Below are 22,731 nucleotides of genomic sequence, written 5' to 3' on the forward strand. Positions count from 1 at the left end.
AGGCGGTGTAACTAATGGATAAAAGCCAAAATGAATTAAATAAGCAAATAGATAGTTTAGATACACTTATAGATAAAGTAAATATATTAAGTAGGAACATGGATGTACTAAATAAAACTAAGTTAAATCTTGGTAATGTAGATAGTACGTATTCTAACATGTTTAATAGTGTGCTTCATAGTTTTAATCAGCTTAGAAGTTCACTTATGGAGTCTATAGAAATAGATATAGAAGGACTAGAAGAAAATACAGAAGAACTTGAGAAATTCACTGAACAAGTTAGAGAACTTGATAATCAAATGCAATCGCTTTATAAAACATTTGAAAGTGTAAAAAATCATAAGACAGAGAGTTTGACTAACAGGAAAAAAGAAGTTGAGGAATATAGGAAAACACTTAAAGAGAAAGATGATTTAGCAAAAGAGTATATGGATAAAGCATCTAAAAGTAATATTAACGTATATGACATATCAAAAAGAATGGATGCAGTTAGAAATACATTACAAAAGGCTTTTACATCTGGTGATACTGAAAAACAGAACCAACTAATGAATGAATATGGAAATATAATAGATAAGCTTAAAAATAAATATGAGGGATCAACTAAAGCAAGGGATATAGCTACTAAAAACAATATAGCAATGCTAGAGGCTCAAAGTAAAGCTGAACAAAGATTGGCTAGAGAAACAGAAATAGCAGAAAGTAAGCGTGCAGATGCTACAAAACAAGCGAGTGATAAAATTAGACAAGCACATCAGCAAATAAGAGATACGCTACAAAGTGCTTTTACATTTGTAAATCAGGCTGTAAATAAAATAGTTAGTATTATTAGAACAGCAGTAAATCTAGTTATAAAATCTGTTACAGCAATTAGTAGAGTATTAACTGGATTGAAGAATATAGTAACAAGGATTATAAGCTTGTTTGGGAACTTAGGAAATAGAGTTCGGGATTTATTTAGTGGTGCCGTATCTGGTAGTAATAACACTAATAATTCTTTTAATATACTAAAAGGAACAGCTACTGAACTTAGAAGTAAAATACTATTATTAAAAGGTGCGTTTAACAGTATATTTAATAACTCATTGAATAAACAAGCTATGACATTATATCAATCAGTTTATAGTTTGAAAAATATAGTAGGTGCTGATTTAACACAAGACACTATAGACTGGGCGAATAATATGGAAAGAGCCTTTGGTATTAGTGCTAAAGAATTGATAAGTGACCTTAATGAATTGTCTGGAGTATTATATGGACTTGGAATGAGAGCAGAGCATGTTGCTGTTGGTTCTCAGAATATATTAATGATATCACGTTATCTAGCATTCATGGGAGCAGCTGGTGGAGATGTAAACCTTGTAATGAATAAACTTAACAGTGGTATGAAAGGTATGACACAGGCTATTGATGACTTAGGTTTATCAGTTCGTGAGGCTGAAATGAATAGTTATCTGAAGAGTTTAAAAGCACAGGGTGGAGAGTTTGCTAACATTGGTACAAGCTTTGCTAACTTGAATGAAGAGGCTCGTGTATATATAAGATACGCTTCATTGATTAGTCAATTTACAAGTAAATATAATATGGAAGACTTGGCTAAAACATTTGATACTGTAACTGGTAGATTATCAATACTAAATCAGAGAATAAGAAACTTAGGAACTACAATAGGACAAGTGTTTATTAAATTAGCTTCTGCTATAGCACCTTATGTAACTTATATAGTTTCAGTTATTGAGCAGGGAGTATATAGAATAGCAAGTCTTATTGGAAGTTTAACTGGTATTGACATGAGTATAGAAATGTCACAAGGAATGAATGATAGTACGAATGCTGCGGATCAGTTAACTGGGTCATTAGGAAATGTAGAGGATGAACTTAAAAAGTAAGCGATCAATAATCGATGTATTGGATCAATTGCTAATAAGGTATATGATTTAAGGGAGATGATCATATGGTCATCTCCCTTAGATTGATTTAGTCTGCTTTACATGTTTTTTGAATTAATGAATCCCATGGCATCATAAGATTCAGTACTTTCGGGTTAGTCTTTAAATTAGAACCAGGTATTCTGGATAAAATGAACTCTAAATATTTGTAGGGATTTAAGCCATTTGCCTTTGCGGTTTCCACTAATGTATATACGCATGCACTTGCTTTGGCTCCTTCAGGGCTTCCGCAAAACTCCCAGTTCTTTCTCCCTACGGTAAATGGTTTGATACTGTTTTCTGCAATGTTGTTGGATATTACACAGTTCCCATCTTCTAGGTATGTTTGAAGCTTTTCCTTATGATTTATCGCATATTGAAGAGCTGTTCCAATTTTAGATTTTGGCAGTACTTGTGTGAGTACTGTTTCTGCCCACGACCAAAAGGCATCAAGAATTGGTTTTTCCTTTTCTAGACGCTTAATTTTTCTCTCTTCAGGCGAGAGGTCTTTAAGTTTTCTTTCCCAGTCAAATAGTTGATTACAGTATGCTATTCCTGTGGCAGGTAGAGCTCCTTCCTGACTTTTCGTATCTTTTGGCATAGCATCATTAAAGTATCTCCTGACATGGGCCCAGCACAAGCAGTGGTGGATATCTTTTACTTTTCCATAACCTGAGAAAGCATCCGTATGTAAAAATCCACTGAACCCTTTAAGAAATTTGCTTGCGTTTTCTCCAGCTCTTCCTGTAGCATATTTAAATATCCTAATGCCACGATTTGCATGGGTGGATGTAGAGTAAACCCACATGTATGATTTAGTAGTGTTTTTCTTTCCAGGTTCATTTAGTACTTGAACTGGAGTTTCGTCAGCATGCAAATACTTCTCCTTTAAGAGTTCTTCCTGAAGTCTTTCCACTACAGGCATTAGCCATTCTTCTGATGTCTTTAGTATCCAATTGGATAGTGTTGCACGGCTAATTGGAAAGCCCATCTGCTTCCAATCTTTTTCTTGGCGATATAGGGGAACTGCTTGTACAAATTTTTGATACATAGTCCAAGCAACGCTTGATGCAGTGGCATATGAATGTTGTAATACTGGCTCTGGAGTATATGGATTAAAAATAGAAGGCAGACCTTCTTTTTTGCATTTTCTGCACTCATAGGTCTCTTGATATATATTTACAATGCTGATTTCGGCTGGAATATATTTAATTTCAGAACGTAAGAATTTCTTACCTACAACTGATAGATTATCTCCACATTTAGGACAGTTCCTTTGAGTTTCTTCTAATTTGTATACTTGGTCTTGCTGAGGAATATTTTTAAATGCTGCCTTCCTTTGTAACCTGAACGTGTTCTTCTTACAGGTTCTTCGAATGGAACTGGTTCTAGCTCTGTAAAATCTGCAGCTACCTCTGCTTCATTAAAAAGACCAAGAGCCACTTCCTCAATTACAAGTTGTCCATTAATTGCAGATGTTTTTTCGGTCTTTCTGCCATATAGTTTCTTTAATAGAAATTCTACATTTTCATTAGCACGCTGAAGCTCTTTTCTTAGAGATTCTATTATTTCATTTTGTGATTCAATTGTCTTTTGAAGTGTTTGTATTAATATGTTTTCAGTCACTTTAAATTAGCCTTCTCTCTAAGTTTTTATCTATCTTAATTATACCATTTTTTGTTTGAAAAAGCTACTAAAAAAAGGCTTAAAATACGCTTTTTGGTGCGTTTTTTAGCCTTTAAATTACTCTCTTTTTCTCTAATTTTGGTATGGTATTTTTCTGATGGATAGATAGACCTTCCATTAACCAACGATATTGCTGAGGAGTTATCTCTAATACTTCCTGAGGGTCTTTTGGCCAGTTAAAAGAACCGCCTTCAAGTCTTTTGTATAGTAGTAAAAACCCATCTCCCTCCCATAACAATCCCTTCAATCTGTCACGTCTTCTCCCACAGAATAAAAACAGACTCTTTTCAAATGGATCAAGATGAAAATTTTGAGCTACAATGGTTGCAAGACCATCGATTGATTTCCGCATATCCGTATGTCCGCATGCAACGTAAATATGGACAAAGCCGTTAAATTCTGCTAACATAAGCTATCTAATATCTGGAGAACCTGCTCCAATGTTTTAGGATTAGCAGCATTCTTAATTTCGATGGAAAATGAACTAGTTTTTATTACTGCACAGGTACCAGCCTCATCAGTATCTGTATTGTTCATTTCAGAAACTTTAACAGCTGCAAAAGAAGGTTGAACTACCTGCGGTTCTCTTGGTATCAATGCCAGGGACTCATTGCGAATCACCCTTAGCCAGTAATAGAATTGACTTGGTTTAATTCCATTTTCGCTACACCATTCTCGTACTGGCATACCACTATTTCTACATCTAGAGATAATTTCACGCCATTCCTGAACCTTAACCTGATGGCTTATAGATCTCATATCCATATGGATCCCTCCTTGAGACTTTTATAGTGTTTGTAACACTTGTAAACACTTTAAAAGTGTTCACAAGTTTACTTTATTATCTCATTTGGGGATTAGTTATAAAATCCATCAATTATTATACGCTTACCTTAAAAAAGTAGAGGAACAGTCTAAGAAAACAAACAATAGTTTATTTGGTTCTGATAGTAGACTTAATGTTTATAATACAAAGACTGATTCTGGTGCAAGTGGAGATGATTTTGATTACAGTAAGTTAATGACTTCTGCATTAGATGGTTTAAATGAGTTAGCTAAAGAGGCTAATGCTACTTATTTAGATAAACTTAAAAATAAATTTAATACAAGATTATCTGAAATAAAGCAATCAATAGACAAGTTTATTAAAGATATAACTGGTAGACCTGACTTTGATATTGGCTTTGATACTGATAAGTTTAAATCGTCACTTAAAGAAATGACGGAGTATACTGGAAAGTTTATAAAGAATACTGCTTCATTAATTGCTGAATTCACTTTAAAGATAGCAGATGATATAAACATAGGGAACATAGTAGTAAAAATCACAGAACTATTTGCTCAGTTAGCTAAGACTATAAATACAATAATTGAAGTATCTACACCTGGGTTAAGGAAGTTTTATGATATTGCACTTAAGCCAATCATAGAGGGGTTAGGAATAATACTTGCTGATAGGATTCAGTTCTTAAATGATAAGTTAAACGAACTTGGAAACTGGTTTACAAGTAATCAAGAAACAGTTACAAATTGGTTTGTAAACTTAGCTAATAAATTTAATGAACTTAAAGGAATGTTAGCGTCAGCAATAACTGGAAAAGGGTTCGAATTGGTGGATGAAAATACCACTGGTATATTAAATCAGGTACTGAATATTATAAGAAGTCTATCAGAGGTAGGAAAGAAATTACTAACAGATGTAATAAAGCCATTACTACAGAGCTTTGGTGAATTTGCGAAGAACGAATTAATACCATGGCTTGCTGAAAAAATGAAAGAACTAAGTGATTGGGTAAATGCAAACAGTGATAAAATTGTAGAGTTTATTAAGTACGTAGCTAATGAAATTTGGAAACTAGTCAAACTGATAACTGAAAAATTAGTACCTGTTATTGGATGGATTATTGAACACCCAAAAGCAATAAAAGCGGCACTTGTTGGGTTAATGGGATTAAAGATTATATCTTGGATTGGAAACTTAGCACTCGGAGTATGGAAAGCTGTTGAGGCATTTCAAGGACTTAAAGGGGCAATTGGTGCAATCAGTGGAGCTAAAGGTGCTGGTGGACTATTAAGTGGAGCTAAGACCGCTATAGGTGGTGCAGGTAAGGCATTAGCTGGAGCAGCACCAATGTTAGCAGGGGTTGCTGGTCTTGGTATGGGTGTAGTTGATGCAGTTAAATCTGTAAATAGAACTGAAGAAATACTTGGAGATAATAAATTTACTTCTAAAATAACTGCTGGACTTAGTGGGTTCATTGGTGGTCAAGGTAGAGGTGTAACTGATGAGAATAGAACTACAGGACAAAAAGTCGGTGGTGTTTTAGGAAATACAGCTAAATGGGCTGGAATGGGAGCAGCTGTTGGTTCAATAATACCTGGTGTTGGAACTGCTGTTGGAGCAGCTGTAGGAGGTGCTGGAGGTTTAATTGGAGGACTTATTGGTGGAGATAACATAGCCAATATGATTAAAAGCACTCAAACATTTATTAAAGACCAAATTAAGAAGATACCAGAGACAGTTAAAACAGTTACAAGTACAGTTGGAAATACATTCCAAAATATAGCTACTAAAGCACAAGATGGATTTACTAACATAACTACTAATGCACTTGAGAATTTTAAAAGCGTAGGAACTATTGTATTAGATGTATTCAATGGAATTGGAACTAAGGCATTTGAAGTATTTAGTAATCTATCAAGTAAGTTCTTTGAAACTGTATCGAAAATAATAACTGGAGCATTAAAGTCATTTAATACGGTAACAAGTAGGATATCTGAAACATTATCAAATGTAGTAAAGAACATAATGAATACATTCTCAAGTATTGGAACTACAGCATTGAACGCTTTCAATAATATAGCTACAAGTGTATTAAATACATTCAGTAATATATCTTCTAAAGTATTTGAGACATTTAGTAATATAGCAAATAATGTAGTGAATATGTTCAGTAACATAGCTGATAATGTAGCTAAAACATTAAGAACTATAATTGATAAAATAGTCAATGTGTTCAGTGATATAAGAAATACTGCATTTAACTTTATAAAAGATACAGCAAGTAATTTTGTAGAGTCTGGTAAAACTAAGGTGAAGAGTGCAGCGAGTAAGTTTGGTATAACAAATGTTCCATTCTTAGCAAGCGGTGGTACAGTTAGAAGTGGTCAGTTGTTTGTTGCTAATGAGAATGGTAAATCTGAATTAATCGGTGACTTTGGTTTAGGTGGTACTTCTGTAGCTAACGGAGATCAGATTATGGAGGCCATGAAGACTGGTATATTTGAGGCTGTATATAATGCTATGGCTGAAATATATGGACAAGGCTTTGGCAATAAAGATGCTATCAGAGATATAATACTAAACCTTAATGGATTGAACATGGTAGATAAACACTCTATCAAGAAGATTGTAAGAGATGTGCTTATGCCAGAGATAAAGGCTAACAATAACGGCAAGGTTTACGGCTATTAAATAATCAATAATTATAATAAAGACTATTAGGTGTAGAATCCTGATAGTCTTTATTTATAGAAAGGAGGACATAACATGTCAATATATACAAGACCTAAAAGTGGGGATTTTATGATTGATGGTGTGGTTATGCCAGACCCTCATATTTGGGATATTTATGACGTTGTACAAGTAAAAGATCCTGAAAGATTACCTGGGAATGGTAAATTAATAGCTCCTTACTTTTGTTCAATTAAAGAGATTTATTGGAAATATAAATGGATGAGTCAAGCAGATTTCAAATTATTATATAACACTTATATTAGAGGAACTATCAATAATAGAGATACTGAACATCTTTTAAAAACTAGGGATAATATATCAGAAGAAGACGTAATAACTGATGGTTATAAAACAATTGAGGTAGTTGTATCTACTGATGGTCAATTTAAGCCTAAGCCATATATGATTAAAAATGGTGTAATTTATTATAAAGACATAGAAATAGTCTTTGTTGGTGTGGGTGGTGAAGAATAATGAGTGTAGTACATTCGGTTAAGGTTGTAGTAAACATAAACTTTTCAGATGGAAGAACAAAAGAACTTATATTAGATCAGACATCAAGTCAAAGTGTAGCTGGTGAGGTACTTACAAGATGTGAAATAAGCAGAAAGCTTAGTAAAGAAGACAATATGCCAGTTGGTAACGTATGTGCGAATAACATTATAATTAAAATACTATCAGAAGGGGAACTAATACCTGATAATACTCAATCAATTTATTATGGATACATGGATAATACAGCAGTTCTAACAGTAACTATAACTGATGCATTAGGAAATATTGATTTTGGAGTTTATTTTGTTGACAGTTGGATTGGAACTGTTAGCAGTTCATCAGCTACTGAGGTATCAATAGATGCTTATGATATATTTTCTATAGTTGGTAAGGGGAAAACACTTGGTAATATGATGCCTTTAAATACTTTAACTAAAGACTATGTAATTATGCTTATAGATGAACTTAATGAGGGTAGAGATGACAAGTATAAGATAAAGTATAGAACATCAGATTTAAACTTTGGGAAATATAGTAATATGCAATGTTGTGGTGGTATTGGTTCATCTACTTTATATGATGCCCTCAATACTATAAGTCAATGTACCTTAACAAATATTTTTATTGATAGAGATAATTATATTAAAACAATTGATTGTTTAGATAGTAGCACTGTATCAGTTGGAGAATTAAGCGATTGTACTAATACATTTAAAGCAGAAACACAATCTGGAACATTAGTTAATTATGATGACGTAAATGTTAAATATATAATGGCTAATTTATCAGAAATAGAAACACTCTTTGAACTTCAATCCACATACACTGATGGTGAGTATTTCAATATAGATACTGGTTGTAACTTGGAAAGAGTTGTAGATGTACAAGTTAGTGAGGAAGATGGAACTACTGAATTAGATGGTACGCTTAATTATCTCAAATATACAAGAGATAAATTAGATATGCAAATAGATGATGTTGAAGTGGACAGGGATATTATTATTAAAATCAATGGAATTAAGGTAAATGAAATAACTAAAGAGACTGGTATAGCTAAGACTTCTAACAATGAATTAAGTGTAAGCAATCCGATAATCAAACAAAACATGATAGGGGAATATAGAACAGATTTACTTACATTAATTAAAATGAAAAACAAGAGTTTATTAGTCAAAGGTTTTATTGACCCAAGGCTGAAGGTTGGAGATGTAGTTCATGTTGATGTAGAAAGAACTATTGGTATATCAGGATACTATAGGATTATAGAAGAAAACTGGGAGTTTGAGAGTACCTCTAACGGAACATTCATACTTTCTGAGATAACTACAGGGGGTGAGTAGAATGGCAGAGTATAGTGTAAAAGCACTTAATAAAATTAGTACAGATACAATAGTACAGCAGAGCAATGTTATTGAGCAAGGAGCTAATGGATTAAAATTAGGTTCTAAAGGATATGCTGTATTTTTATATACGTATGACAAGGTTAAAAAATTCTTACAAACTAATACTCTTAAAATCTACTACAATATTAGTAGTTTGTCTGGGGTAGATCAATATAAAACTATATGTAAGATTAAATTAACTATACAGTATTATGATGAAACAAAGGATGCAAATGGAGAAACAATAGGACTTGTAGAGGGGACTACTTCTACTTACACAGTTTACCCAGTTTATAGTAACCAAGCAAATGGATATATAGGTGATAGCATTGTAGCTATTAGAAACCAGCCTATCAAAAGTCTTAAGTTAGAAATATATAATAACACTGCCAATCAAATAGATATAAGAAATGTACAATTATATCCAGAGAATACTGTTAAAAGAGCAATTGAAGATATGGGTGTAACGATTACATTAGAGAATGTTGAGATGTACGATGATGGAATGACTTGTAACTTTACAGGTGGTGGAAGGCTTGATTTATGGTTTATAGGAGAACAGGAAGATAACCCAAGAGCAATAGATGTTAATCATACAAGACTTGTGACAATAGTGAAAATACCAGGTACTAAGCCAATTTAGGAGGGGGTGATAATTCATGAGTATAAATATGACTAACGATGAATTATTCCTTCTTGGTATGGCTATTACAGGTGGAAAACAGATATTTGATGGTGAAAGCAATTCTAATAAACGAATGACTAATACTGTATTAGATGAGCAAGTGGAGGTTGAAACTTCTACTACCAATCCAATGTATGATGACACTGGAGAACTAATAAACAAGCCAATTAAGGTTAATTTTACAGATGACCAATTAAATAATTTAATATCTGGAATGATTACAGGATTAGCATATAAGAACAATGAATTCAATATGAAGATGACTATGGATAGGATATATTCAGACAAAGATGCTACTATAGGACTTGGTATTGGAGATTATATATTTGGGGAAGATGAACAAGTTACTTATATAATGCTACCTGTATTTGTTCACCATGTAAACATAAACTGGCATGGGTTTACTTGTAGAATTAAATACGATTATAACAGGTGTAGAGTAACTGAACTAATACCAGCTGACTTTGGAACTGTTGGTATGTATATAGAAGACAATCCAGATATATTATATAGCTTACAAACAAATGGTGAGGTTTATTGTCAAGGAAGACTGAATACTACGGAGTTTACAGAGGACAAGATATTGTTCTATATGAGAGTAAGGATGATAGACTACTCACTTAAGAACAATCCAATAGATTTTAATTTTGTAAACCCTAAAGTATATGATGACTTTGATTATACTACTTTATTAACGCATGGAGACCAAGGGTTTAATGAGGAATTCTTTGTAACTCCACTTAATAACATAGGCGGTATGATTTTATTAGAAGGTGAAGAGGAAGAACCACCAGCATCATCAATAACAGAGGGTGAAAAGTTTCAAACTAAAGCTTCACCCACTGGTATATTTTTAAATAGAGTTAAGACAGCACCTGGTGAAATTGGTGTTATGCCAATAATGACAAATAGCAGAGCAGAGGAAAACTTTCCATATAAGAGTTTTCATGTAAGAATACGTGTGGATACATTAGGTTTAATGTCGTTTATAGGTGTTCATCGTATGGATGGGTGGGCAATAACAAGTAGCATTGAGCCAGTAGAGGGTACAAGCTCATGGTTAATAAATATACATGGTAGACGTGGAATGTCAGCTATAGATAGTGCGACACCTTGTTATATTCAATATGCAATATCAGAATTAGCAGGTGAATATGAAATTAGATTTATAAATGAATATAGTCAGCTTAGTAATGATGACTTAACAAGGAATGATATAATACATGGAAATGGTGTTGTATTCTATTCTGTTGGTGAATATGAACCAGATAATGACTTTGATTGTGGGTCAATAACAGGTAGTGGGGCTGTATATTCTCCATCTGGTGGAGGGATTGGGTTTATAGAGTTTAATGGTGCTCCTCCAATACCAGTATGGATACCAGAAGAAGGTGAGTTATACTTCCACATACCAATAATATTACCTGAAGATGAGGCAAGTGAGGCAGAGCTTGTATTAAAAACTAACAAGTATGTACTTATAAAGACAGGCTTTAAATACAGTATATATCTATCAAGACTTGCAAATAACGTTGTGTTTAGTTTTATGAGGTCAGCTGGTGTAGTTTTAAGACTTCTAAATAATTATAATTATGAAGTCATTGAAAGAGAAGGAGACAAGGTAGTATCAATAGGTAATAAAGCTAATATCACGAGTGGTTATATTGATGAACTTAGAACAGTGGAAACTGATTATTTAGAAGATGAATTAAAAGTAAGTTTATCTAGTGGATACAATAATATGTTAAAAAACATTGAAACAAAACTAAGTAATTTAGAGATAAAACTTAGAGTTATGTCTGGTTACACTTATAGTTTTGAGGGTGAAGAAGTAATAGAAGATGTATACATTACTCAAGGAGCTAAACTGAAATTATTTACAGATTATAGTAAAACATTAGTAGAAATAAATACAGATAAGCCTATGAAAAGTACATCAAGAATGAGTTCTGGGTTTGAAAGTATAATTAGAACAATAGAAACTGGACAAACATTAATTGGAACTAAGTTAAATGTTTTAAGTGGCTATAATTATAAAACAAGTACAATAGAAACTAAATGTTTATCTGCTGGGATAAGAGCTAAAGTTTCAAGTGGGTACACATTTAATAAGGAAGGTATTGACTTTGAAGAATTCTTATATAACATTACTGGTTCAGAAGTTAACTTAAATGTAAATTATGATAGTAACCTTAGGTCAATAGTGACAGATGATGAGTTAGATGGAAACACTTCAAAAATGAGTACAGGCTATAAATATGATACACGTAACATAGTAACTGAAACAATTGTAGCCATGTCAAAAGCAAGTATTTTAAATGGTTATAATTATATTTTAGAGGAGGTAATTTAGATATGAGAGACATTAAAATGAAAGGCGTTTATAAGTATAGACTTGAGAATGCAGATGGTTCGGTCGCATCTGAAGGAGTAATCGAAAACTGCTTAAGTAATGCTAACATAGGATTACTTATGAGTACTTGGGGAGATATGTCACTTGGTGAGTTGGATTCAGTATTATTTGGTAAGAAACAGTACACAGGATTTGATAAACAAACTAATATAACTGGTACTGGTAGTCATACAAGAGATGTGAAGAAAACTAATTGTAATACATTACTACTATTAAATATGCCTTTAGAGGATTCAGATGTAGTACCAAGTACACCAATGTTAAACATATATGACCATGTAAATGGTAAATTTGATGATACAAAGGTACTTGGAATTGGAACTACAAATAAAGCTGTTGATAACTCTAATACTCAAATAGGTATACTTATGAATGATAAGACTGGTACATTTGAGAATAAGCCTGAAGAGTTTATTAGTGATATGAACTCAAGATGTATATGTACTTGGTTCTTTGACGAGGACAAGGCAGTTGGAAATATAAATAAGATGGCACTTGTAAATGGAATAGATATAGCTAATGCTGGTGGAGCATGGACTTGTATATCAAGAAGTAACACACAGACTAACCATCTACCACCTAATGTACCAAACGTAACAGGTGAAAATGAAATACTTGTAGCCAATGAATACACAGGTGTTTTATACTATAAGATTAACTTTGTAACTAAAAAGATTACAAACATAACAGCTGTTCCAATTGGTATAGATACAATATTATCAAATAATTATCTTAATATAATTAATTACGATAACATTGTAGTTGGTATAAAGGATTATAGAAATGCGGATATTTGGGAAATAGATAATATTACTGGTGAGGCAATACTAATTAAAACAGTATCTTTAGCATATAACAATAATTATAATGGTAGTATTATTGGACTGTATCAAGATAATGACTTTATATACGCTACAGTATCAACTACAAATAGTACTGACCATTCAAGTTATTACTCACGTTTGACTAAAATAGCAAAATCAAACTATGCGGTTATTAACAGTAATACAATAGATTCTGTTGGTAATCTACCAAAGGTAATTACAGATGATGCAGGTTATAAATGTAGGCTAATTATAAATCAAGTATCAAACGGTAAGTACGCTGTAAGTAATGGTATGACAGGACTAACATATATTTGTACAGACCTATTGGATATAGCTGGAACTACTGTGGGAACAATGTATGTTGGAACAAATAACGATACGGGCACAAGTGGGATGGCATTAAATAGTTATTTCTTCGTAGTAGATGGTGTTGAATATTGTTTAAGCAGGATGTTAAGAAATAAATATACTAGAAACTATCAATCTAGAAACAGCTACAAGATTTATGATGATAACACAAATGATTCTGCCTTTACTAACTTGGAAGTATCAAGAGACGTGCTTTGGCTCTCAAGAGTACAAGACCATCAGCATTGGTTAAGCTTCGGAGATGATGGTAATGATCCAATACCAAAAGCAGATAATCAGAAGTTATATGTAAGTTACTATATAAAAGCAGATGGTAGCGATATATAAAGAACATATAAAATTAAAGTGTCTATAAGTTGGTATTGAAAAAAATTAATAAAAAATTAGGTAGTAAGTACCTATATTAAGAGGGTATACAGTGGGTGATTTTTAGCTGTATACCCTTTCTATTTTTCAGTGGTACAGTGGGTGCATTTTCAACTTCCAGAAAAAAGTTAATATAGGTGTGAGTAAATGGAGGAAAGGTAAAATTTAGGTAATAGCAATTGAAAAAAGAGTAAGCAGTTGATATACTTTATATAAGAAAAATACTTATATGGAGTGTATAATACATATGGATAATAAGAATATAATGAAATTAAATATGGTACAGAATGTAAATGCCGTATACTTGGAAGATAGCGGAAGGATAATCGAGTTTATCGGTGATGAAATAAAATATTCTACAAAAGAAGATGAGGTTAGGTCTATAAATATATATTATAGAGATGCTGATATTAAACAAGACATTGAAAAACTACTAAACATTAAAAATGATGATATAAGAAATAAGTATGGCTTTGTTGAGGTATTTTTACATGGAGAAATTTATCATAACACTAATGTATATAAAATATACAGTATAACAATTAGTGAAGATGATATGGATGATAATTTTAATGACGTAGATATTTTAATTTTCAGGCTTCATGATGATGGTGCTTACACAGATTAATCGTATGAAATGAATAGAACATAAATAACAAACACCCACTGATTTGGTAAACAAGTCAGTGGGTTTTATTATACTAGGATATAAACGTTGAATGTATATAGAAGTAAATATAAAAATTTAGGAGGTAATTGAAATGATATCAATTAAATTAAACGGTAAGGAACTAAAGCACGTTAAAGAAGTAGTAATGGAACCAGGTGAGATAACAATAAAGCAGCATAGAACTAATAAAGAAACAGGTAGAGTAATAGCGGGTGGACAAGAAGTAACAAAAATACATTACGAGTTCAAAGGTGAAGATAATATTGAACTTAATATGGAAATAAAAAGCGGAGATATAAATAATCAAACTGAACATAATCTTAATTTCAACAATGGAATAATTACTGTGAATACTGATAGTTTGAGACAGTTAGCAGCTGATATAGCAAAAGAACTTGAAATGAATAATTATTAGAAATAACAAATAAGGTTCATATGTAATAACTCTCTTAATGTAATACATAATGAGAGAGTTATTACATTATATAATTAGGAGGAAACTGATATGAATGATATGACTGAAATGATTGGTATGAGATATGAAGAATTATATAAATTAGTATCAGAAGACAGAACTATATGGGAGTGCTTAAATAATACATTACTATCTGATTATTTGTTAACAGAGTTTATTATGTCATTAAGAGTTGATAACGTACTAAATATTATAAGATATGAAGAGGCGTATGAAACAAAATATGCAGATGCTACTACTGGTAAAATTACAGAACTAACAGATATAGAACTAATGTTAAGTGATTTTAAAGAACCTGATAGTTCATTTAGAGAAATGATAGTAAACTTAATTAAAATTAAAATAGACTATAAAAAAATTGATAAAATAAATAACACACCTATTAAAGAATTACGTATGCAATACAATTGGTAATTAAGGAGGGAACTAATATGAATGGAAACTTGTTTATATGTGGAGATAATCAAGCACCAGAGGCTGTTATACCATTAAAATATGATATAGAAAAAGAATTAAATGATTTAGTTGTATCATTTAACTGTAATGAACTCAAAGAGGACTTTAATATTAATATTGATGAAAAAACAATGGCTAATATGACAGGCCATAATTTTAAAGTAGATAACATACTTTATTTAGCTTCATTCGAAACTAATGAAGGTACAAAATATTTAGATTTGAAGACAGGTAAATTAAGAGATATATCGGATGTTGAGTTAGTAATTAGTGATTTAAGACCATACGGATGTACTGGTGAAGATTTATATAATTTAGCTAAAGCGTCAGACATATTAAGATATGCAGCAATGTTAATATAAAACAATATAGGAGGATAATACAATGGAAGAAAAAGTTAAGGTGTTTCTAAAAGAGCTAGAGGAATTAACTAATAAACATGGAATGTATATTTCAAGTTGTGGTTGTTGTCAGAGTATTAGAGTGGGTGAAGTTGGTACTGATAATGAATTAGCAGATTACTTATCATACGATGAAAAAGAAAATAAATATACTTGTAATATTTATGATAAGCTTAATAATTGGAAGATGGTTACATTAAGCAGTAAATAAGTTATATGTTAATAGAGGTTTACGAATCCTACTAAAATCGGTCTAATAGAGGTTTACGAATCCTACTAAAATCGGTCTAATAGAGGTTTACGAATCCTACCAAAATCGGCTTAATAGCTTAGAATAAAGCCTCCTAGTGAATATAAATAAAAATTTATTCATAGGAGGTTTTGTTATGAAACTAAAGCAGTTATTCTTGAAAAATAATGAATGCTATATAAGAAATGAAAAGATGACACCTAAAGGAATAATGGTACACAGTACAGGTGCTAACAATCCAAGTCTTAAAAGATATGTAGGACCTGATGATGGAGAGCTTGGAGTAAACAAATATAATAACCATTGGAACCAATATAGACCAAGTGGTAGACAGGTTTGTGTTCATGCTTTCATAGGGAAATTAGATAATGGTAACATTGCTACATATCAAACATTGCCTTGGGATATAGTAGGTTGGCACAGTGGAAGTGGAAGTAAAGGATCAGCTAATAGATTAGGTTACATTGGTTTTGAGATATGTGAAGACGGACTAAATGATAAAACATACTTTGACAAGGTTTATTTAGAGGCTGTAGAACTATGTGTATACCTTTGTAAGATGTATAAGCTAACAGAGAAAGATATCATATGTCATAGTGAGGGGCATAAACAAGGAATTGCTTCTAATCACGCTGATGTGATGCATTGGTTCCCAAGACATGGTAAGTCAATGGACACATTTAGAGCAGATGTTAAAAAACTATTAGAAGTTAAGCCAACAGAAACTGAAAAACCAAAATACTATAGAGTACAAGTTGGTGCTTTTAGTAATAAAGCAAATGCAGAGAAATTAGCAGCAGAACTAAAGGCTAAAGGATATAGTACTTATATAGTGTACTCTTAAAAGTATATCCTGATAGTATATGTGATTGGTATAACTCAATAGTATAATGAGATAATCGTACGAATAGTACAGTCTAAAGGGTTGATTTCAGTGGGTTTCTGGTTTGCAATTATAGAGAGAGAGGTGTTTATATGGTGAAATATGTAAGTGAAACAATTAGAGGGAAAAATGTACCATTTGAAAGAATAAGAAGAATCACAGGTTATTTAGTTGGAGGCATGAATAGATGGAATTCAGCTAAATCAGCAGAAGAAAAAGATAGAGTTAAACATACTTAATACATTCAATACCCACTGACATACTGTTGGTGGGTATTTTTACATCTATATAAACGTTAAATATACATTATACTAAAACACACATAATCATATAATTTCACAAAAATGACTGCTAATAGATCTAATATAGTATTATGATTAGAGCCTCAGAGAAATAGAGTTAATTAGATAAAATATAAAAATAAATGGTTAGATCCTATTGGTATATTGTTTTAAGAAGAAGGACACCGAGAATTGAATTAGTCTAACAGATCCTATAAATTGAATACGTAGATCCATGAAAAGATCTCCTTTAGATAACTTCCTGTAAAGAAAAACACAGGAGGTTATTTTTATGTTAACAAACAAGTATGGAAACAAAGCAGAAGTAGTGAATGGAATGGTCTGTGGGAATTGTGGCTCAGAAGATGTTTACACTGTAACCCCATATACAATGGACGTTATACAGACAGCAGTTTTCTTAGGATGTTCAGAATACAAGGTAAAAGATATGTGTAGGAAAAGGGAAATACCACATCTAAGATACGGAAACAAACCCCAAGGAAAGATATATTTCACTCAGAAGGCATTGATTGAGTGGTTAGAAAAGCAGGAACGAAGGAACTGGAGGTAATGAACATCTAAGCATTATAGAACCTTGAAAACTAAATAAAATAGTAGAATATGGAAATAAAATATGTTGGGATGTGGTGATTGGAAGGGGGTGTAGCCAAAATAGCACCAGAGCAATTTAAAGGGTGTTTCCAGGGATTTTAAGGTTGAATTGGTATGGAAGTATGGGTAGGGGTGTAAAAGTGGTTTAAAACAAATTCTGTGGGTTGGGTGTTTTTGTAAAGTGAAAAAAGAAAGAAATATTTATAGGTTTCTATTGAAAATGTGTAATTTCTCAGTTACAATCCCACACCTAGTTGTAGGAAGTTTAAAACAAATAAGGAGGATATAAACAATGGCAAGTATAGAACACAGAGGTGGAAAGAGTTACAGAGCTTCCTTTTATCATAAAGGAAACAGAGCTACTAAGGTATTCGAGGCAAAGGATGAGAAAGATGCAAAACTAAAAGCAGCAGTCATGGAAGTTAGATTTAGAGAAACAGGTAGTGTAGATGGAGAAACAAAGGCTGATAAAGAGGGTTTACTGGTAGCTGACTTAGCACAGGAATACATGAACATTAAAACAAGGGGAGATGACCCAATAAAAGAGAAGACTAGACAGAAATATCAAGACCTATTAGATAACTATATACTTCCATATTGGAAAGGACGTATAGCAAACTCAATTACACCTTTTGAGGTAGAAAAGTTTAAACAGTTTCTATGTACACCAGAGGCAAGAGTAAATAAAAATAAGAAAGAACCATTTGCTAAGAGTACAATATCAGAGATATATAAGCTGTTTGCTTACATGATGAATAAAGCTGAAATATGGGAATTCATAGATAAGAACCCCTGTAGAAAGATAGAAATGCCTAAAGTACCAAAGAGGGAGAAAATATATTATAGACCTGAAGAAATAACGGAGTTGCTAAGTTTAATCAAAAGGGATACTCAATTAGAGTTAGCTAGGACAGAGCTAATGAAGGAACAGACTAATTTTAAACCATTCACGGTACAGAAAAAAATAATAACAGCATTGAAAAATCAATTGGTAATAAACATTGCAATTAAAACTGGGTCAAGACGTGGAGCAATTGCAGCATTGAGAAGAGGTGATATTAATCTAACAGATAAGTATATTACATTTAGTAGGCAGGTAGTGTATACACCAGGTAAAGGAACATATTTAGAAGAAGGATTAAAGACACAGGATAAGAACACAGTATTTATCAATGACAGTTTAGTTGAGATGATAGAGAGATACTATGTAGAGCTTGATAAATTGTTTGAACTATCAGATGGAAAAATACCGAAGACTGATTTGTTATTTATGAAAATGAGTGATACACAGAAATACAAAGCAGGTGATTTATTAAATCCAGATAATATCAGTAGTGAATTTAAACGGTATATTAAAAGGAAAGGCTTAAGGGAGATACCATTTCATAAACTTAGGAGTACAAATATAACCTATCTTGCAAATAGTGGGGTAGATTTAGTAACTGTATCTGAATTAGCTGGACATAGTGATACTTCTGTAACTAAGGACTATTATGTGGCAAGTTATGATTCGTCAAAAGTGGATGCAGCTAACAAGTTCAATACAATAGATGAAATGGTTAAGAACTATGGTAAGGAAGATAACTCAAGTGGTTTATTAGAAGAAAGACTATAGTTTACAAGGTACACATGAACACTAATAGGACAAGTCAATATTGGTGTTCATTGTGTACATATATAATAGGAAGGAATTGCAAGTACGAACAGAACGAAACAATATTGGTGAAGACTATATACAATCTATGTAATGAGAAATATCAAGACCTAATAGGACAGAACAATATTAGTGAAAACTATGAACTATGGTATTGATGGTAGATATAGGAGTAACTAATAGGACGAAACAATATTGGTGAAAACTGTAGACTATGGTAGTAATGAATGTACATTTAGTAATCAAGTGTTGTTTAATTGTTACCTATATATAATAGAACAAAACAATATTGTGGAAAAAGCTAAACAATGGTAAATGAAAATCGGCTAATAAACAGACATAGTTTTTATTATTAAATAAATCAATTATTAGGAGGAAGAAACTATGGATGACTTAACTAAACTATTAAAGTATATTGAGGGAGAAAATTGTGAAAAGAGTTACGAGGAAACTTTAAAAGAAAGGATAACAGAGTTAGAGAACCAGATAACATTAAAGGATATGGAGATTAAGCAATTAAAAGAAGAAAATGTTGAATTAGAAAAGAAGTTGAACCATAAGAATTCATCAGACAAGCCTAAAACAATGCGTGGTTACAATAATAGAGTACCAGAGCATAAGGTGAAATATATGGTTGAGCAATACAGTAAAGGTGATTCAATTGCTTCAATTCATAGAGCTATTGGTGTTAGTGAAAATACAATTAGTAAGATACTAAAGAAACAAGGCTTGAAATAATAATCATTAGGAGGAGATTAGAATGAAAGTAGTTTATATAGAACCAAATAAGAATGCAGAGATTAGAGAGATTGGTTCAAGACTTGAAGATATGCAAGGCATAGTAGGTGGTAGTATAGAAATGACACGTCCATTTAATGATCCAGTTGCTATAATAAGTAACGATGAAGGAAAATTGATGGGTTTAGAACCAAACAGAGGGTTAACATATAACAATGGAGAATTATACGATATAATAGTAGGAACATTCTTCATATGTTTAGCAAGACCAGATAGTGAAGATTTTGAAAGCTTAACAGATGAATTAGCCAGCAAGTATTTAAAAATGTTTTACGAGTCAGAGAAATTTATGGTAGTCAATGGAGTGTTATTATCATTCAAATGTGATACAGAGCATATATAATTTAAACGTGAAGACAGCAGCTATATCAGTTGCTGTCTTTGTGTTTAGAAAATTAAAGATTGAAATAATTGTTTAGTTGTGATAAAATTATACGTTGACGAAGGAGACTGATAAAATGGAATTATTAGACTTTAGATATGAATGTGAAGACGCTTTAGAATTTAGTAAAAAATTAGAGGATAACTCTGTTAAATTGATTATAACATCACCACCATATAATATAGGAAAAGAATATGAAACGAAAACAAGTATAGAAGAATATATATCAAATATGGAACCAATGATAGCTGAATTTGTTAGAATACTCAGAGAAGATGGTAGTATATGCTGGCAAGTAGGAAATTACGTAGATAACGGAGAAGTGTTCCCATTAGATATATACTTCTACATGATGTTTAAGAAACATGGCTTGAAATTAAGGAATAGAATCATCTGGCATTTTGGTCATGGACTACATTGCACTAATAGGTTTAGCGGAAGATATGAAACAATACTATGGTTTACTAAGAGTGATGACTACACGTTTAACTTAGATGACGTAAGAGTTCCAGCTAAATACCCAGGTAAGAGATATTACAAAGGAGATAAAAAAGGACAAGTTAGTGGAAATCCAAAAGGAAAGAACCCTGAGGACGTATGGGAAATGACATTAGATAGATTATATGATGACTGGGAGAAGTTAGTTTGGAATATACCAAATGTTAAGGCTAACCATGTAGAGAAAGTGGATCACCCTTGTCAATTTCCAATAGAACTTGTAGAGCGTTGTGTTTTAGCAATGACAAATGAGAATGACATAGTATATGACCCCTTTGCAGGTGTTGGTTCTACATTACTTGGAGCATTGAAGAATAACAGAGTTGCATATGGAACAGAACTTGAGCAGAAATACATTGACACTGGTTTATCCAGAATAGACCAATTAAAACAAGGCACCTTAAAGACTAGACCTATATATAAAGAAATTCATAAGCCGAAACCGACGGATAAGGTTGCTCAGATACCAGAGGAGTGGAAGGATGAAAATAGCACAGGTATATAGTCATTTGAATGGACTTGAGTTTTTAATGGTACACAAGCCTCAATTATGGGAAGAAATAAAACAGGCAATAGAGGCTGTTGATGCTTCTTTAGTTATGGATAAGATAAGCAAAGAGAAAACTATGGTAGGCAGAAAGTTATATAGTCCATCTGGTTTAAATAAGTTATTCAAAGCAGAGTTTAAACAGAGAGATTGGGAAGAGGTCAGAGTACCATATTGTGTAAACGAGGATTTAGATACTACAAGACAGATTGCCAACATTTTAGATAGAAACGAGCAAAGAAAGATTATAGAAGAGAATGGGTTTAGAAGTTTCAATACATATAATCAAATTGACTTCGTTAAGGATAGAGTAGCAATCGAGATACAATTTGGTAAGTACTTTTCAGTTCAATATGACTTACACGTAAAGCATACTTTCTTCTATGGTATAGGAGATATAGACGTAGGAATTGAAATAATACCAAATCATAATCTTATGAGTCAAATGTCTACAGGTGTAGCTTGGTACGAGAACGAGCTAATGAATATAGTTCGTGAGGGTAGGTCAAATCCATCAGTGCCAATTATACTTATAGGTATAGAACCTTGAGAAATAAATATGAACATTTGGAGTTAAAAATAAGGATTTTTGAAAAACTACCCATAGATCTCACATTTTTAAAGTGTGTAGAAAAAAATTAAGAAATTGAGAAGTGTTGAAAGCATTGATATGGCTGGTTTGTAGAAGTTATATTAATGAAAAAATAATTTGATACCACAGTTCTCAAAGAGATAGAAAAGTGTCGACATACACAAAAGTATGTTTACAATTACAAAGATTGTTCACGAAAGATACAGAGCGTCAGACTGGGAAACCAGCCTGGCGTTTTTTAGTTGTGTAAAACCAGATCCTCCCGCCTCAAACATTTCCGAAATCCCAAAACCCTATTTCCCCGCAGCCTAGTAAAATCAATATATATAAAAATATAAATAAATACCCCCCTATGCATATCGCACTTACATCTCATATAATTGTTCCTATTTTTCCACGAGCAAACTTTGTCATTCTTCACTGCTCATGAGCAAACTCGCTTGTCATTTTCTCATTTTTTATCTCTTTTTTTCTATTTTTTAAGTAAATGCAACCCACGAACAAACTTTGTCACTTAAAGTAACTTATGGGCGATAGGGCTTGCAACCACTCGCTTACCAGCCG

Annotated in this window: 22 protein-coding genes and 1 pseudogene; 20 read left to right on the top strand and 3 right to left on the bottom strand. The window is 32.3% G+C overall.

Annotated elements, in window-relative coordinates; all coding sequences use genetic code 11:
• Positions 1-14 precede the first annotated feature (14 nt).
• A complete protein-coding gene (locus QO263_RS05725) occupies positions 15-1,889 on the top strand; it encodes a coiled-coil domain-containing protein (RefSeq protein WP_285627490.1) in 1,875 nt (624 codons plus the stop codon).
• Between the two features lie 88 nt (positions 1,890-1,977).
• Here the strand turns inward: QO263_RS05725 and tnpC are convergent.
• From tnpC to tnpA, 3 genes and pseudogenes are all read right to left on the bottom strand, one after another.
• A pseudogene (gene tnpC / locus QO263_RS05730) lies at positions 1,978-3,515 on the bottom strand (IS66 family transposase).
• Between the two features lie 151 nt (positions 3,516-3,666).
• Positions 3,667-4,023, bottom strand: a complete 357-nt coding sequence (tnpB, locus tag QO263_RS05740) for an IS66 family insertion sequence element accessory protein TnpB (RefSeq protein WP_285623714.1) — start codon at positions 4,021-4,023, stop codon at positions 3,667-3,669.
• The gene (gene tnpA / locus QO263_RS05745; RefSeq protein ID WP_285623717.1) at positions 4,017-4,379 is read right to left on the bottom strand and encodes an IS66 family insertion sequence element accessory protein TnpA; all 363 of its coding nucleotides are present in this window, start codon (positions 4,377-4,379) and stop codon (positions 4,017-4,019) included. Before tnpA ends, tnpB begins: the two co-directional genes overlap by 7 nt.
• A gap of 85 nt (positions 4,380-4,464) precedes the next feature.
• On the opposite strand from tnpA, the gene QO263_RS05750 reads away from it, so the two are divergent.
• The 19 genes from QO263_RS05750 to QO263_RS05840 all read left to right on the top strand — a co-directional run bounded on the left by QO263_RS05750 (position 4,465) and on the right by QO263_RS05840 (position 22,125).
• Positions 4,465-7,089 carry a phage tail protein gene (locus QO263_RS05750; protein ID WP_285627495.1) on the top strand — a complete coding sequence of 875 codons (2,625 nt, stop codon included), beginning with the start codon at positions 4,465-4,467 and terminating at the stop codon, positions 7,087-7,089.
• Positions 7,090-7,164: 75 nt separating this feature from the next.
• On the top strand, positions 7,165-7,605 hold the full coding sequence (locus tag QO263_RS05755) for a hypothetical protein (RefSeq protein ID WP_285627498.1): 441 nt from the start codon (positions 7,165-7,167) through the stop codon (positions 7,603-7,605).
• Positions 7,605-8,966, top strand: a complete 1,362-nt coding sequence (locus tag QO263_RS05760) for a hypothetical protein (RefSeq protein ID WP_285627500.1) — start codon at positions 7,605-7,607, stop codon at positions 8,964-8,966. Before QO263_RS05755 ends, QO263_RS05760 begins: the two co-directional genes overlap by 1 nt.
• Before the next feature lies 1 nt (position 8,967).
• Positions 8,968-9,651 (top strand): hypothetical protein, encoded by a 684-nt coding sequence (locus tag QO263_RS05765; RefSeq protein ID WP_285627502.1) that lies wholly within the window; start codon positions 8,968-8,970, stop codon positions 9,649-9,651.
• Between the two features lie 16 nt (positions 9,652-9,667).
• Positions 9,668-12,046, top strand: coding sequence for a hypothetical protein (locus QO263_RS05770; protein ID WP_285627505.1), 2,379 nt, complete (start codon positions 9,668-9,670; stop codon positions 12,044-12,046).
• Positions 12,047-12,048: 2 nt separating this feature from the next.
• Positions 12,049-13,629, top strand: a complete 1,581-nt coding sequence (locus tag QO263_RS05775) for a hypothetical protein (protein WP_285627508.1) — start codon at positions 12,049-12,051, stop codon at positions 13,627-13,629.
• A gap of 286 nt (positions 13,630-13,915) precedes the next feature.
• The gene (locus QO263_RS05780) at positions 13,916-14,296 is read left to right on the top strand and encodes a hypothetical protein (RefSeq protein WP_285627511.1); all 381 of its coding nucleotides are present in this window, start codon (positions 13,916-13,918) and stop codon (positions 14,294-14,296) included.
• 133 nt (positions 14,297-14,429) lie between these two features.
• Positions 14,430-14,753 carry a hypothetical protein gene (locus tag QO263_RS05785; RefSeq protein ID WP_285627514.1) on the top strand — a complete coding sequence of 108 codons (324 nt, stop codon included), beginning with the start codon at positions 14,430-14,432 and terminating at the stop codon, positions 14,751-14,753.
• Between the two features lie 90 nt (positions 14,754-14,843).
• Positions 14,844-15,227 (top strand): hypothetical protein, encoded by a 384-nt coding sequence (locus tag QO263_RS05790; protein WP_285627516.1) that lies wholly within the window; start codon positions 14,844-14,846, stop codon positions 15,225-15,227.
• A 17-nt stretch (positions 15,228-15,244) separates the two neighbouring features.
• The gene (locus QO263_RS05795; RefSeq protein WP_285627519.1) at positions 15,245-15,631 is read left to right on the top strand and encodes a hypothetical protein; all 387 of its coding nucleotides are present in this window, start codon (positions 15,245-15,247) and stop codon (positions 15,629-15,631) included.
• A 22-nt stretch (positions 15,632-15,653) separates the two neighbouring features.
• Positions 15,654-15,881, top strand: a complete 228-nt coding sequence (locus QO263_RS05800) for a hypothetical protein (protein WP_285627522.1) — start codon at positions 15,654-15,656, stop codon at positions 15,879-15,881.
• 175 nt (positions 15,882-16,056) lie between these two features.
• On the top strand, positions 16,057-16,764 hold the full coding sequence (locus QO263_RS05805; RefSeq protein WP_285627524.1) for an N-acetylmuramoyl-L-alanine amidase: 708 nt from the start codon (positions 16,057-16,059) through the stop codon (positions 16,762-16,764).
• Between the two features lie 131 nt (positions 16,765-16,895).
• On the top strand, positions 16,896-17,042 hold the full coding sequence (nrdD, locus tag QO263_RS05810; RefSeq protein ID WP_285627526.1) for an anaerobic ribonucleoside-triphosphate reductase: 147 nt from the start codon (positions 16,896-16,898) through the stop codon (positions 17,040-17,042).
• A 334-nt stretch (positions 17,043-17,376) separates the two neighbouring features.
• Positions 17,377-17,655: a helix-turn-helix domain-containing protein gene (locus QO263_RS05815; RefSeq protein ID WP_285627528.1), complete on the top strand. Its 279-nt coding sequence runs from the start codon at positions 17,377-17,379 to the stop codon at positions 17,653-17,655.
• Between the two features lie 333 nt (positions 17,656-17,988).
• Positions 17,989-19,311: a tyrosine-type recombinase/integrase gene (locus QO263_RS05820; protein WP_285627530.1), complete on the top strand. Its 1,323-nt coding sequence runs from the start codon at positions 17,989-17,991 to the stop codon at positions 19,309-19,311.
• A 423-nt stretch (positions 19,312-19,734) separates the two neighbouring features.
• On the top strand, positions 19,735-20,088 hold the full coding sequence (locus QO263_RS05825; protein WP_285627533.1) for a hypothetical protein: 354 nt from the start codon (positions 19,735-19,737) through the stop codon (positions 20,086-20,088).
• 22 nt (positions 20,089-20,110) lie between these two features.
• Complete coding sequence (locus QO263_RS05830; RefSeq protein ID WP_285627536.1) at positions 20,111-20,491, top strand: DUF3846 domain-containing protein; 381 nt, start codon at positions 20,111-20,113, stop codon at positions 20,489-20,491.
• 115 nt (positions 20,492-20,606) lie between these two features.
• On the top strand, positions 20,607-21,533 hold the full coding sequence (locus QO263_RS05835) for a DNA-methyltransferase (protein ID WP_285627539.1): 927 nt from the start codon (positions 20,607-20,609) through the stop codon (positions 21,531-21,533).
• Complete coding sequence (locus QO263_RS05840; protein ID WP_285627542.1) at positions 21,511-22,125, top strand: BglII/BstYI family type II restriction endonuclease; 615 nt, start codon at positions 21,511-21,513, stop codon at positions 22,123-22,125. Before QO263_RS05835 ends, QO263_RS05840 begins: the two co-directional genes overlap by 23 nt.
• The last annotated feature ends 606 nt before the right edge of the window (positions 22,126-22,731 follow it).

Origin of the sequence: Proteiniborus sp. MB09-C3, assembly GCF_030263895.1 — a bacterium.
In the GTDB taxonomy this organism is placed as follows: domain Bacteria; phylum Bacillota; class Clostridia; order Tissierellales; family Proteiniboraceae; genus Proteiniborus.